Genomic DNA, 13,491 nt, shown 5'->3' with positions numbered 1-13,491 from the left:
TCGGCAGAATCTTCGCAAGTGATGATGCGCTCATCGTCATCGATCGAGCCGGTAAGGCAGTTGAGCAATGTCGTCTTGCCCGAACCCGTGCCGCCGGAAATGATGACATTGCAGCGAACCCGCCCGATGATCTCCAGCACCGCTTTGGCCTGTGGCGTGATCGAGCCAAATTTCACAAGCTGCTCGAGTCTCAGGCGATCCTTCTTGAATTTACGGATGGTCAGCACCGGCCCGTCGATAGCGAGCGGCGGCGCGATGACGTTGACGCGCGACCCGTCCGGAAGGCGCGCATCGCATATCGGACTCGACTCATCAACGCGGCGTCCGACCTGGCTGACGATGCGCTGGCAGATATTCATCAGCTGCTGATTGTCGGCGAAGCGAACGCCCGTTTTTTGAACTTTGCCGCCGACTTCGATAAACGTCGCGTTGGCACCGTTGACCATGATGTCGGCGATGTCATCGCGAGCCAGAAGCGGTTCGAGCGGCCCATAGCCCAAGACGTCGTTGCAGATGTCCTCGAGCAGTTCTTCCTGCTCCGAAATCGACATCACGACGTTCTTGATCTGAATGATCTCGCTGACGATGTCGCGGATTTCTTCGCGTGCGGCGACGCTGTCGAGCTTCGCAAGCTGGGTGAGATCGATGGTATCGATCAGCGCGTTGAAGACGGTTGTTTTGACGTCGTAATATTCTTCCGAGTGCTTGCGCTGCGTGTCAACGACGGGCTCCGGCCGCTGAGGTTGCGGGGCAGCCTGCTGCTGTCGCGGCTGGGACGCGGCCTGCGGCTCAGCAGGTGTCATCGTCGCCTGAGGCGCAGGCGATTGCTGCGCGACACGCTTTGGCAGCGAAGGTTCGTTCGAGCGCCTGCCGAACATGATGCGACGTCCTTAACGCTTGAGCTTCAGCTTCTCGAGGAGCGGCGCAAGCGCCGCGAGCGGAGAATTTGCCGATCTCTCGGGCTTGATTTCCTTACGGCGCGTCATCTTGAGCGCTATGTCATGAAACGTTTCGACCGCCTTGGCTTTGGCGTTCAGCTCCCCGATCATCTGGCCATTGTTGGCCGCTTGGCTGAACGTTTCGCAATCGTAATCGATGACGGCTAGAACCTTTGCATCGAGCGCCTGCTCGAATTCCTTGAGCGTGATTTCCTGGCGCTTCGGCAGATTTGCCATGTTCAGAATGAGATGCGGTTTGCGGTCGTTCTTTCGCGACGCCCTCAACAGATCGACGATATTTTTTGCGTTCCTGAGGTTCGCGAGATCCGGTACGGCGGTGATGACCACTTCATCGGCCTGCAAAAGAACGCGCTTCGACCACGCCGACCAGCCGTGCGGCAAATCAACGGCAACGAAGGGAACGTTCTGGCGCACGACGTCGATGACCAGCTCGCAAGCATCGGCCGAGATATCGTACTCGCGGTCGAGCACGACCGGAGCGGCGAAGATGGAGAGGTGCTCCGAACACTTCGTCAGCAGACGGTCGAGCAGCTGATCATCGAGCCGTTCCGGAGCCGCGAGCGCTTCCGCGATGCCCTGCACCGGATCCTGATTGAAATCGAGCCCGGTCGTGCCGAAGGCGAGATCGAGATCGGCGATCGTGACATCGGTTTTCAAAACTTCCGACATCGTCCAGGCGACGTTGTGACAAACGGTCGAAGAACCGACGCCGCCCTTCGCACCGATGAAAGCGAAGACATGACCCACAGGATCGGTATCGGGATTGTTATAGAGATTGGAGATGCTCTCCATCAGGCCCATCGGATCGACCGGCGTGACGAGATACTCGGCCACACCCCGCTTTAGCAGCTCACGATAGAGCAGGACGTCGTTGTGCCGTCCGATGACGATCACTTTCGTGCCCGGATCGCAGCTTTCCGCGAGTTGATCGAGTTCGCTGACAATCTGCGATCCCCGGAGCGCGCTGTCGACGATGATCAGGTTCGGCGTCGGACTGTCGGCGTAATGCGAAATGGCGGCCGCAATGCCGCCCATGTGCACGCTGACATGCGTCTTCGCCAGCCGCCGATCGGCCGCGGCGTACTGCAACGCCTCGGCAACGCGGGCGTCGTCGCAAAATGCCTGGATCGAGATCCGCGGTATCGGACGCGCACGATCGCCTGGATGCGTGTCATCCTGTGCGCCATCTTCGAGAAACGCTTCCTCGATCTGGTGGGCGGCTTGAACAGGCTTGGACATATCGTCTCCGAAAATCAATTATTCAGTCTTCCAATAGTCACGACCTCGGGCGCAGCGCCGATCGCATCGCCCTTTCTGTATTTCGCGAAAGCAACGTCGCGGCGATCTGCGTCGCGCTCGGTCATCGTCCTGGGCCCGAGCAGATCGGCCGGATTTGAAACCATCACAGCAAGATTCCGCTGCACCGCGCAGCCGAGATTGGGATACGGAGTGTTTTCATAATTCGCGGCGAGATTCTGCGACCAATCCTGGCCGCAGTCCGGCGCCTCGGCCACGTAGCGACGGTATGAAATGCGCAGTGGCGCGTCTCGGCCGCTGGCCTGGTAAGCACCAATCGCAATTGAAGACTCCGAGTAGCCGCCGTCGAGCAGCAACTGATGCACCTCGTCGGCAGCATCCCTCGCGGCGCCCTCGTTCGCCGAGCCGCCGGGAGCCGAAATGACGAAGCGGCTGTTGCCTGCGTCGCCCGACTTGCTGTTGCTGACAAATTCCATCACGCGCGCACGCTGCATCGGCGTCAGCCCTTGCGAACCGCGGCCGACATTCAGAGCGAGGTTTTCCGGCTGCCGCGAAACCAAGATCGGATGGCGTTGCGCCGGATCGATCAGCGTCCAGCCTGCAACCTGCGTGGGCTGATCATGTTGACAGCCCGCCATCGCAGCGGGGAGAATTGCGAGCGCGATGATTTTGGCAATACCCGTTCGGATTTTATGAGGTCCGCGAGCGGTGGTCTTTTCAATTTGCATGATACGTCTCCGCGCTCTTGACCTATTCGACGATGAAGCCGTAGTCGCCCTTTAGACCGCCGGAAGGCGCACCTTCGCCCCTGCCGTAGATCCGATTGAGATGACCGAGAAAGTCCGCTTTGAGGTCGGTCGCTGGAGCCAACCCGTCGGTCGGCGCCGCGAGTTCCTGGCGCGACGTCGGATGCACGAGGTACGGCGTGACGATGACGACGAGCTCAGACTCCTCGTTCTGGAAATCGCGGCTGCGAAAGAGCGTGCCGAGGATTGGAATATCCTTGGCGCCCGGCAGACCGTCGATATTCTGCTGCGTCTTGCTCGAGATGAGCCCCGCAAGCGCGAGAGAGCCACCTGACGGAAGTTCGACAACCGTCTTCGCTTGGCGGGTGTCGAACACCGGATTTTGCCCGATGAATCTCGAGATATCACTGACGCTGGTATCGATCTTGAGGCTGATGCGGCCTTCCGAGAGCACGACCGGCGTGAAGCTCAGCTGGACACCGAATTTCTTGAATGCGACCGAACTCACTCCCGTCTGCGGATCAACGCCCGTGACGTAGGGAACTTCGCCACCGGCGAGGAACTCGGCCGGCTCGCCGGAAATGGCGGTCAAGTTCGGTTCGGCCAGCGTTCTGACCAGGCCGTCGCGCTCGAGCGCGCGAATGGCCGAAAGCACTCTGTTGTTTCCGTTGCCCCAACCGGAAATCAATCCGCTATTGCCGATCGTTCCCCCGAGTCCAGTGCCAAGGCCGCAGACATGTCCCACAGCGCAAGCAGCTGCACTGGCGGCGGTGCCGATACCGAACGACGGAAGCGTCCCGAGCCCCTGTGCAGGCGTCAGCGGGAATGAGTTGTCTGTCAGCAGCGTCGTGGAGAAACTGCCCGACTGCAGCACCGCACCAAGATTGACGCCTAGCTGCTTCAGCGCCGTACGCTGAACTTCAGCAACGTTGACCTTGAGCATCACCTGCTCTTCGGCTTCGACGACCAGCATATTGATGACGGATTCGTTGCTCGATTTGTCGGCCTTGGCGATGGAGACGCCCTCGGCGTCCGTGGTCTCCTTCACGTCATATTCGACGGAAGCGAACTGCTTGGCGATATCGGAGGCGCGAACGGAATCGATCGGGTTTTTGACGGCGCCCGTAAGAACTATCGTCTGATTCAACATTTCGACTTTAATCGTCGAGCCGGTAATCAGTCGGTTGAGCAGACTTTCGAGACCCGCGGTTTCGCGCTCAACGTAAAGTTCCATCGTGGCGAACTGCGCGCCCGAGCTGTCGAAGAAAAAGGCATTCGCTTCGCCGATCTTGCGTGCCAGCAAGAAGACGCGGTTGGAGCTCAACACCACGGCATCGACGGCCGACGGGTTCGAAACCATGACGTCGCGCACGGGGCGCGGAAATTCGAGCAGCACGGATTTGCCGAGGCCGATCTTGATATTTTTTCGAATCGGCCCACCGGTGTCCTCGATGCGGATGAACGACTGATGTGCAGTGGCCGCAATAAGACTGCCACTTATGCCCTTCAGAGCTTCGCGATTGGGTTGCGACATTGCCGGCACGACGACGGTCAGCGTCCAGGGTACGAATAAGATGAGCGCACAGAAAACCGTGCGGCACAAAGAACCAATATTAATGCGCATGAGGTCCGACCCTAATGACGACCACTGACTAAGATTACTCAGTTCACGCCATACACACGCGACGTCGCTCCGTAACGCATTACCCGAATAGAATTGTTACGCTGTTTATTGAAATCCAGGCCGCCTGCACGCTCGGGATCCGAACTCAGATCGGCGACGCTGCGCAGGGACAGCGTGATTTCGCCCATCGAATTTGCGAGCGCCATCATCTCTGATTGACGCGGAGTGAGCTCCAAGGTTGCCGTCGTCGCCGAGCTGTCGGCGGATTTCTTGCCTTCCTTCGTTTCGAGCTGCTGCCCGATCGCAATGACGCGGACATTGCGGAACAGCGTATCGACGACGGTATCGTCCTGCCCGCGGCCATGGACGCGCCGGATCAAAATGACGTCGACATGATCGTTCGGCAGGATGAGGCTGCCGGCCGCCGTCTCGGCTCTGATCTTTGTTGAGATCGCGCGCATGCCCTGCGGGAGGATGGCGGCAAGAACGCCGCCCTGTCCGGCCTTGATCAACTTCTGAGCAGTGATCGGCTCGCCTGCGAGCAGCGCCGAGCGCGCGATCGAGCCCGACAGGTTGCGCATCGTTGCGAGACCGCCGTTCTGCTTCGTGATGTAGCCGCGAGACGCCGCTTCAATCGGCCACGAGACCCAACGGAAATTTCCCTCGTTGACGATCTGGCCGACGGCGATATCGGCGCCCGCCACGAGGACTTCCGTGCTGTCGACCTGCTTCTCGACCGTCACCGGCGCGGGCGGCGGCTGCACGAACGAGCTGGCGACGTAGAACGCGACCACCGCCGCGGCGATTGCCACGGAAAATCCGATGAGTTGTGCCCGCTTCATCCCGCTCGTCGTCCTTTCAGGCCAGGTGTAGAATCCTGTGAACGCGATGATCGGCGAGAAACGTCAATGTCCGGTTAATCTCCGTTCGAAAGCAATACAGACGCCAAGGCTTTTGAAACGAAGGTTATCAGGACATGAACGCGAAGGCGCCATGCCGCGGTAGCTCCTGAATCTAAATCGGGAGTATCAGCTTCCGGCGCTCAAAACGCCAACGCGCGGAAGAATGCAGTTTCCGGAAAGAGCAGGAGCCCGCCGGCGGCAATAGCGATGCCGTAGGGAATTCCCTCGCCGGTCTTGTGCAGGCGCCGCGCCCATCCAGGTAGCGGAAACGCGTTGGCCGGAAGGAAACTGCGGTAAGCCAGCATCGCGACCGCCAGAACGCCGCCGAAGGCCGTGACGTAAGCCAGGAACTCGATGATGTGGTCGGGTCCCATCCAAAGCGCACCGGCCGCCATCAGCTTGGCGTCGCCACCGCCGAGCATGTTCATCCAGAACAGCACGAAAGTCGCGGCGAGAACTCCGAGCGCGATAGCCACATGAATGCCAATTGATTCGAGCGGCATCCGCGTCATCACTGCAATCGCAACGAAACCGCCGATGAGCGCTAGCGAGATGCGATTTGGGATTTTCATCGTGAAGAGATCATTCGCGGCCGCAAATGCCATCGCGACCGGAAACGTCATCAGGATGAGATAAGCCAGCACCGCCTCTACTCCGTCGCCAAGTCACTGCACCGCAAGGGTGTGAGCAATTTGGACCATCAGGGTAAATGCATAGCTAACGCGCTGCCGCTTCCGGCACTCGGCGGACGACTTGCATCGGCTCAGTTCCCGGCCGATTGGAAGCCGGTCACGACGCCATTAAGGTCTTGCTGCAGAGAGCCTCTGATAAGAGTGAGGCTCGAAACGATCGCCAAGGCGATGATTGCCGCGATCAAGGCGTATTCGATGGACGTCGCACCTTCGTCGTCAGCCGCGAACGTCATGAGGCTCGATCGAGTCATCTGGGAAAGGCCTGCCGGAAAAGAAACACGTCCGGAGATTCCTCTCCAGACGTGCTCTTGGACCTCTGTGCCGCGATATGATGATCGCGACACCTGAGCTTCGTTCGGAAACTTACTGTACGGCTGTGCCGAGTTCGTCGTTCACCTTGTTGAAGGTGGACTGCAAGCCCGTGCGGACGTTCTTCAGAACCGCGATGATGCCGACGCCGACGATGGCAGCGATAAGGCCATATTCGATAGCCGTGGCGCCCGACTCATCCTTCATGAAACGCGAGAAAATGGTCATTGATACTCTCCCAAACTGACTGACTGTACTCTTCCGATCCGTGTCCATCGGGGGACACGTCCTCACCGTTGAACTAGACCAGACCATAACCAGCAAAAATTAAAGTCAGGTAAAACGGAGCGTTTTCGGGGTAAACGGTTACTGATGGAATATTAGCCCAGACCGTCGGCCAATAATAATCTGTATAAATTCTTTGCATTTTTATAATTTAACGAGTTATTCTGTACTTATCCGCTCACACAAGTAAACTTTCCAAGTATAGCTAGGTTAATACTTTGTTTTTACGTGATTAGTTAAAAGGGTTGCGTAGGCAATGGTGGGGGTGGAAACGAGATTGGCTTGCCAGCGATTTGAACAAGGCATCGGTGATCTCGGGCTTTTTCAAATGACGACAATCCGGCTGGTCCTATTGCGGGCGAGCATTGGCTTCTAACACCGCCACGATCGGCCCCGAGACCGGGGCGAGCACCGGCAAGGCCGCAGCTCGATCTCAGCATGAACCGCCCATTTCCGGTTCGTTCACCATTTCATGAGGTAATCCCGCGAAGCACCTCTGCAGGATCCGTCAAATGCCCCGTCGAACTCTCGGAACACCAACTTCAGTGGCGAGTTGCGCGGCTTGGATTGCACTTATCGCGGTGCTCGGAAGCTTTTCCGCTTCGACCGCAACGGCAGCAGACCTCATCGTGCGGTATGATCAGTCTCAGCTTCTGCGCCTGCCTCGCCCGGCGACGGAAGTGATCATCGGCAACCCGTCGATCGCCGATGTGACGCTCCAGGATGGCAATTTGCTGGTCGTGACCGGAAAGACCTTCGGCATTACGAACATCATCGCCTTGGATGCCGAGCACAACATCATCCAGGATCAGCGCGTCATGGTCGAACGCGACGATCGCAGAGTCGTCAACCTGCACAAGGGAAGCACACGCTTTACATATACATGCACGCCGAATTGCGAACCGACGCTGACGATCGGCGATGACAAGTCGTTCTTCGATTCGGTAAGAGATGCGAACACCAACAAAATGAAATTCTCGGAAGGCGCCAGCGACGGTGCCGCCGCAACGAGTAACGGTCAGTAGTGAGCCGGCCGCTCCGGCCTTTGCGCCGGATGGCTCACCTGACCCGGCGGGCCAGAACGCGATTAACGATTCCGAAACCAGTTGGAAAGAAAGACATTCTGCTAAATGCGCCTTTAATCCGCGCGACCTTATCTTATGCGATGAATTTGAAGGCCGTTGCGAGTTCTCCAGCCATGCGTATCACCAGAGTCAAGACGCCGGTCCTTCACCACCGCTTCCGGCTTGGCAGCCTCCAGCGCCTGCAACGCGAGGAAGACGGAGCGACGGCGGTCGAATTCGCGATCGTCGCGACACCATTTCTGATGTTTATTTTTGCGCTGATCGGCTGCGCCTTCTACTTCTTCATGATGAACTCGGTAGAGAAAGGCATGGACCAGTCGGGCCGCCTGATCCGCACCGGCCAAGCCGTATCTACAAAAATGACGGTCAACCAGTTCAAGCAAAAAATCTGCGACGGCGCGGGGCAATGGATCAATTGCAGCAAGCTGCAGATCTTCGTCGACCACTATCCCAATTGGGGGGCCGTCGCATCGCAACCCTGCATCAAAAATAATGTCGTAACCCAAAACCCCGCGCCGGGTAGTGATCTCATCGCAATATATTCGGGCGGTGCCAGCGACATCGTGATCGTGACGGCCTGCTACAAATGGGATTTCACCTCGAAACTTCCCTTTTTCAAAATCGGCAACATGACCGACGGGTCAATGATGATGCAAACCGCCACCGCCTTCCGAAGCGAGCCGTATCCCGGAACTTGAACACAGTTGCTGAACAGTCCTCAAGGAAGAGACTTTGCATGCACCAGCTCTCGATCCTCCTCGCCAAAGCCCGCATCCGCGGTTTCCTAGCTGATGGGTCCGGCATAGCGGCTGTCGAATTTGCCTACATCGCACCTCTGCTGATGCTGATGACGTTCGGTACATTTGAAATCTCGCGCGCCCTGATTGTCCACAAACGCTTTCAGCGAGCCACAGCAATGGTCGGCGATCTCGTCTCGCGCGAGGAGCAACTCGGAGCAACTTATCCTGAGGCGAAAGCGGCACTCGACGGCATTATGCTGTCGGCCCAGCATGTCATGGAGCCCTATACCTCGACGCCCCTCAGAATGGCCATCACACAGCTAAGAGCTTCGAGCAGCGACGCCAAAAAAACGAACGTCGAATGGTCGTACTCTTATAACGGCATGCCCGTCACGAACTGCCCGCTGGCGAAGAACATGCCGGCGTGGGACATGATCACAAAGGGAAATGCGGCGATCGTTGTCGAGGCGCAGTACCAGTACACGCCCCTACTGACGAACATCATTCCGAATCTCATCAAGCAGATGAACTGGTCTGACACGATGGCGTTTTCGCCTCGCTACGGCTCTGTCTTCTATGGGCAGGCAACGCAGAACACCGTTTGCCCAACGTAAAGGCAGAACGCCCGACCGCTCATCAGCCGGGTGTATTAGTACAACGAATAGGCACAATAGTTTTTTTTGGAATTCTTATTCCTATTTACTCACTGCACTGAGTAAATTTTTACTGCAGAAGTGCCCGCGTGTTCAGAATTCGCTCTGAACAAATATTTTCTGGCGGGCGAATTTCCGCCTAGATTTAGGCAAGACGATGCAAAACTTGTTCGATATGTTCAATTATAATGTTTTAAACATTGTGCGGGAAACGGCAGGAATCGATGGGTCGAAGATCCGTTCATTCGCCTGAAGAGCTTCGCCAGCTCATACTGGATGCGTCGCAGACGATTGTTGAACGCAGTGGGATCACCGGGCTTTCGGCGCGAGAAATCGCCCGCATGATCGGCTACTCGCCAGGCACGCTCTACAATATCTTCGAAAATCTGGATGATATCCTGGTGACGCTGCAGGTGCAGCTTCAGGCCCGGACCGTGGAACATCTAAAGCATGTGCCAATGGGCTCGGACGGCGAGAAGAACATCGAGGCGTTGACGCAGGCGTATGTCGACTTTGCGCTTGCCAACCGTCGCATGTGGAACCTGTTTCTGGCGCATAGCCTTCCACCCGGAAGCACGATGCCGGAACCTTTCCACGATAACATCAACAAAATTTTCAGCATCATCCGAACGGCGGTAGCGCCTCTCGCGCCAAATACGCCGCGCGAAAAACTCGAGGCCATGGCGTGGGCACTCTGGACCGGAATTCACGGAATCACCGCCGTTGCTGCGACTGAGAAAGGCGTCTACGTGACGCCCGTTACGGCGCAATCCTACGCCAAGGATCTCGCGATAACGTTCGTCAAGGGGCTGCGGGAGCACTAACTGAGTCGGAGGACCGCGGCTGCTCGCCCGTCTTGCTATCGCCGCCGGCCCGTCCGTGAATGGAACCCGTCACAACACCGGCTCCGCTTTGCTCGTTGCGGCTCGCAAAGTGCGGCGTCTCAACGAGACCGAACCATTTATCGGTCGGCAAAAGCCGTTGCTCGAGGCCGCTCCACATCATTCGCGAGCCGAGACCCTCGACAAACGTCGTCGTTGACGGCGATACCATGATCGCCAAGCCGGTGGCAGCCGCCATAGCGAGCGAAGCCCCGACGTGCCGGCGATCAAAGAGCTTCAGCGCCGTCCCGAACGATGACTTTATCCGCGTATCCATCACGTCGACCGAGTAAATCTCGTCGAGCGTAAGGTGTGTGATGTAGCCTGCGAACATGAACGCGCCAGCGAGCCACGCCACGCCTTCCGGCCGTCCAAGCACGCGATTGAAAATAATCGCCGTCACGACGGCCGAAAAGACGGCCGCAAGAATCGAGTGCCAAATGCCACGATGCACCGAGACACGATGAAAAAGTGTGTGCAGGCCGTAGCGGACGACGACCAATGTTCCAAGCCACAAAATCCACAGTTCGGCGATCGAAAACTTTGTCGCCGCGTTGAAGAGCACGGCAAACGAAAAGAAAATTGCAAGCCCGGCAAACATCGCCCGGCTGGGCCTCGACTCCTTGAGATCGATATCGGGAAGGACGGAGCCGAGAACACCCGCCAGCGTCACCGCGACGAGGTTTTCAGGGCGCACCACGTCGGCTGCAAGCGTCAGCGTCGCGAGCGCCCCCGACACAACAGTGCCAATCGCGATATGCGTCGTAAAATTGGCCATTGTTTCTCTATCCAGTGTCCGCTGGCTCGAGACGGAGCCCGCGCATCATCAACCCCTGTATTGGAGCACCAGATTCGCCTTGCTGCGGCGAGGGCGCGCCTCTCCAGGCATGTGGATAAGCCCGGTCGCGGCATCTATTGGCGGTGGAGTTTTTCAAATCTGGCGGTTGCCGGCCGAATGTGGCATCCAGGCGCCTAACATTGGCAGATAAGACATTGGCATGGCGACGGAACTACGCGACTTCCAAAGCAAAATCGGCACGATTGCCCGCATAAATATCGCCGTCGCTCTCGCTGTCGTCGTTCTGAAGTATATCGCCTATCAGGTTTCCGGCTCCGTCGCCCTGTTTTCGGACGCCCTCGAAAGCGTCGTCAACGTCGTGACCGCCATCGCGGCTCTTGTCGCAATCCGCGTCAGCGCCAAGCCGGCCGACTCCGATCATCCGTTCGGCCACCACAAGGCCGAATTCCTCGCAGCCATGTTCGTCGGCGCCATGATCGCGGTCGCGGCCGTACTGATCTTGATCAAGGCCTATGGCGGACTTGTGTACGGCGTAACGCTCGAACATCCCAGCCTCGGCATTGCGTTCAACGCCGGCGCCGCTGCCGTGAACGCCGGTTGGGCCTGGTTGCTTGTCAGCCGCGGCACGTCGGGGCGTTCGGCGGCACTCGTTGCCGACGGGCACCATCTCTTTACCGACGTCATCACCTCAGTTGGGGTGATAGTCGGGTTGGTGCTGGCGCTATGGACGGGCTGGCATTTTATCGATCCGCTGATCGCCGCCGTCGTGGCGTTGAACATCCTCTGGATGGGCTACAAGATTGCCATCCAGTCGATGTCCCGGCTTCTGGATCAGGCGGCCAGCCCAGATATCGAACGACGTATCCGCGGCGTCATCGAAACCAACGGCATCGGCGCGCTCGAGGCGCACGACATTAGAACCCGTCAGGCGGGACGCGCGCTTTTCATCGAATTCCATCTCGTCGTACCCGGCTCGATGACCGTCGAAGAGGCACACGTCATTTGCGATCGCCTGGAAAATTCGATCGAGCGCACCATCGATGGCTCCGAGGTCGTCATTCACGTCGAGCCCGAATACAAAGCCAAACCCGATGAATCGGGTGCAGTGGTGCTCTGACCTGAAATGCCAGCGCTAAGCGTCGCCGATTGAGCGCTCGGCCCACAGATCGTATTCATCCGCATTGATGACTTTGGCGCGCACGATGTCGCCGGGTTTGCACCCGTCTTCGCCGTTTAGGAACACGTTGCCGTCGATCTCGGGCGCATCCCATTGCGAGCGGCCGATGGCACCGTCTTCGTCGACCTCATCGATCAGGACCTCGATCACCTTGCCGAGCTTGCCCTGAAGCAGATCGTCGCTGACCTGCTTTTGCGCCGCCATGAAGCGATGCCAGCGTTCTTCCTTTACCTCTTCCGGTACGGCACCAGCGAGCGCATTGGCCTTCGCGCCTTCGACGGCCTCGTACTTGAAGCATCCGGCCCGGCTGATCCTGGCTTCACTGAGCCACTCGAGCAGGAATGCGAAATCCTCTTCCGTCTCTCCCGGAAATCCGACGATGAAGGTCGAACGGATCGCGAGATCGGGACAAACATCGCGCCAACGACGGATGCGTTCTGCCGTCTTCTCCTGCGCCGCCGGACGGCGCATCGCTTTCAGCACCGCCGGAGACGCGTGCTGAAACGGAATGTCGAGATACGGCAATATTTTGCCTTCCGCCATCAGCGGGATCACATCGTCGACATGCGGATACGGATAGACGTAGTGCAGGCGCACCCAGGCACCGAGGTCCCCAAGTGCACGCGACAAATCGAGAAAGCGGGCCTTCAGCGGCGCGCCTTTCCACGGGCTCTCCGCATATTTGAGATCGACGCCATAAGCGCTCGTGTCCTGGCTGATGACGAGCAGCTCTTTGACGCCGGCTTCGACGAGGCGTTCGGCCTCGGTCATGACGTGGTTGGCCGGCCGGCTCGCCAGATCGCCGCGCAACGACGGAATGATGCAGAAGGAGCAGCGGTTGTTACAGCCTTCTGAAATCTTCAGATACGCGTAATGCCGCGGCGTCAGCCGCAGGCCTTCCGGCGGCACGAGATCAAGATAGGGATCATGTAGCGGCGGCACGGCGTCGTGGACGGCTTCGACGACCTGCTCGTATTGGTGGGGGCCCGTCACGGCAAGCACCCCCGGATGCGCCCCGCGAATGCGGGCTTCTTCGACGCCGAAGCAGCCCGTGACGATCACGCGGCCGTTGGCGTTCATCGCCTCGCCGATGGCGTCGAGGCTTTCCTGCTTGGCTGAATCGAGAAAGCCGCATGTGTTGACGACGACCACGTCGGCGCCCGAATAGTCGCGGGCGATGGTATAGCCTTCGGACCTGAGCTTGGTGATGATGCGTTCGCTGTCGACGAGCGCTTTCGGACAGCCGAGCGACACGAAGCCGACTTTCGGCACGCGCGCAGCGCCCTCTGCAACGGAGCCTTGCGCCAATCGGCGCACTTTCGGACTTGCGTTGACGTTGATCTTGGCCGAGGGTTTTGTCATTTCCGCGCTTCTAGCCTTGG

The 13,491-nt window shown here is 58.4% G+C and carries 15 protein-coding genes; 5 read left to right on the top strand and 10 right to left on the bottom strand.

Features of this window, described 5'->3' with window-relative positions:
* The 8 genes from VN623_RS04040 to VN623_RS04005 form a co-directional block, all read right to left on the bottom strand.
* On the bottom strand, nucleotides 1–878 hold an 878-nt coding region (locus VN623_RS04040), incomplete at its 3' end, for a CpaF family protein (RefSeq protein ID WP_325568375.1).
* Nucleotides 879–890: 12 nt separating this feature from the next.
* Complete coding sequence (locus tag VN623_RS04035; protein ID WP_325568373.1) at nucleotides 891–2,198, bottom strand: CtpF protein; 1,308 nt, start codon at nucleotides 2,196–2,198, stop codon at nucleotides 891–893.
* Nucleotides 2,199–2,212: 14 nt separating this feature from the next.
* Nucleotides 2,213–2,944 carry a CpaD family pilus assembly protein gene (locus VN623_RS04030; RefSeq protein ID WP_325568371.1) on the bottom strand — a complete coding sequence of 244 codons (732 nt, stop codon included), beginning with the start codon at nucleotides 2,942–2,944 and terminating at the stop codon, nucleotides 2,213–2,215.
* Between the two features lie 22 nt (nucleotides 2,945–2,966).
* Complete coding sequence (locus VN623_RS04025; RefSeq protein WP_325568369.1) at nucleotides 2,967–4,586, bottom strand: type II and III secretion system protein family protein; 1,620 nt, start codon at nucleotides 4,584–4,586, stop codon at nucleotides 2,967–2,969.
* Between the two features lie 38 nt (nucleotides 4,587–4,624).
* On the bottom strand, nucleotides 4,625–5,428 hold the full coding sequence (cpaB, locus tag VN623_RS04020) for a Flp pilus assembly protein CpaB (protein WP_325568367.1): 804 nt from the start codon (nucleotides 5,426–5,428) through the stop codon (nucleotides 4,625–4,627).
* A 200-nt stretch (nucleotides 5,429–5,628) separates the two neighbouring features.
* Complete coding sequence (locus VN623_RS04015; RefSeq protein WP_325568365.1) at nucleotides 5,629–6,132, bottom strand: A24 family peptidase; 504 nt, start codon at nucleotides 6,130–6,132, stop codon at nucleotides 5,629–5,631.
* 119 nt (nucleotides 6,133–6,251) lie between these two features.
* Nucleotides 6,252–6,413, bottom strand: a complete 162-nt coding sequence (locus tag VN623_RS04010) for a Flp family type IVb pilin (RefSeq protein WP_325568363.1) — start codon at nucleotides 6,411–6,413, stop codon at nucleotides 6,252–6,254.
* 130 nt (nucleotides 6,414–6,543) lie between these two features.
* Nucleotides 6,544–6,717 (bottom strand): Flp family type IVb pilin, encoded by a 174-nt coding sequence (locus tag VN623_RS04005; RefSeq protein ID WP_325568361.1) that lies wholly within the window; start codon nucleotides 6,715–6,717, stop codon nucleotides 6,544–6,546.
* 602 nt (nucleotides 6,718–7,319) lie between these two features.
* Between VN623_RS04005 and VN623_RS04000 the strand changes: the two genes are divergently transcribed.
* The 4 genes from VN623_RS04000 (at nucleotide 7,320) to VN623_RS03985 (ending at nucleotide 10,076) form a co-directional block, all read left to right on the top strand.
* Nucleotides 7,320–7,799: a pilus assembly protein N-terminal domain-containing protein gene (locus tag VN623_RS04000; protein ID WP_325568359.1), complete on the top strand. Its 480-nt coding sequence runs from the start codon at nucleotides 7,320–7,322 to the stop codon at nucleotides 7,797–7,799.
* A 29-nt stretch (nucleotides 7,800–7,828) separates the two neighbouring features.
* On the top strand, nucleotides 7,829–8,557 hold the full coding sequence (locus VN623_RS03995) for a TadE/TadG family type IV pilus assembly protein (protein WP_325568381.1): 729 nt from the start codon (nucleotides 7,829–7,831) through the stop codon (nucleotides 8,555–8,557).
* A 38-nt stretch (nucleotides 8,558–8,595) separates the two neighbouring features.
* Complete coding sequence (locus tag VN623_RS03990) at nucleotides 8,596–9,213, top strand: TadE/TadG family type IV pilus assembly protein (RefSeq protein WP_325568357.1); 618 nt, start codon at nucleotides 8,596–8,598, stop codon at nucleotides 9,211–9,213.
* Between the two features lie 263 nt (nucleotides 9,214–9,476).
* Complete coding sequence (locus VN623_RS03985) at nucleotides 9,477–10,076, top strand: TetR/AcrR family transcriptional regulator (protein ID WP_325568355.1); 600 nt, start codon at nucleotides 9,477–9,479, stop codon at nucleotides 10,074–10,076.
* Here the strand turns inward: VN623_RS03985 and VN623_RS03980 are convergent.
* On the bottom strand, nucleotides 10,054–10,911 hold the full coding sequence (locus tag VN623_RS03980) for a metal-dependent hydrolase (RefSeq protein WP_325568353.1): 858 nt from the start codon (nucleotides 10,909–10,911) through the stop codon (nucleotides 10,054–10,056). The two genes, VN623_RS03985 and VN623_RS03980, sit on opposite strands and share 23 nt — an antisense overlap.
* A 220-nt stretch (nucleotides 10,912–11,131) precedes the next feature.
* Between VN623_RS03980 and VN623_RS03975 the strand changes: the two genes are divergently transcribed.
* On the top strand, nucleotides 11,132–12,049 hold the full coding sequence (locus VN623_RS03975; RefSeq protein ID WP_325568351.1) for a cation diffusion facilitator family transporter: 918 nt from the start codon (nucleotides 11,132–11,134) through the stop codon (nucleotides 12,047–12,049).
* 15 nt (nucleotides 12,050–12,064) lie between these two features.
* Here VN623_RS03975 and rimO read toward each other — a convergent pair whose 3' ends face one another.
* Entirely contained in the window at nucleotides 12,065–13,471 is a 1,407-nt protein-coding gene (gene rimO / locus VN623_RS03970; RefSeq protein WP_325568349.1) for a 30S ribosomal protein S12 methylthiotransferase RimO, read from the bottom strand.
* Nucleotides 13,472–13,491 lie beyond the last annotated feature (20 nt).

The organism is Hyphomicrobium sp. (genome assembly GCF_035572195.1).
In the GTDB taxonomy this organism is placed as follows: Bacteria; Pseudomonadota; Alphaproteobacteria; order Rhizobiales; family Hyphomicrobiaceae; genus Hyphomicrobium_B.
Note: the sequence above shows the minus strand (reverse complement) of the source record. Positions and strands in the feature narration are given on the sequence as shown.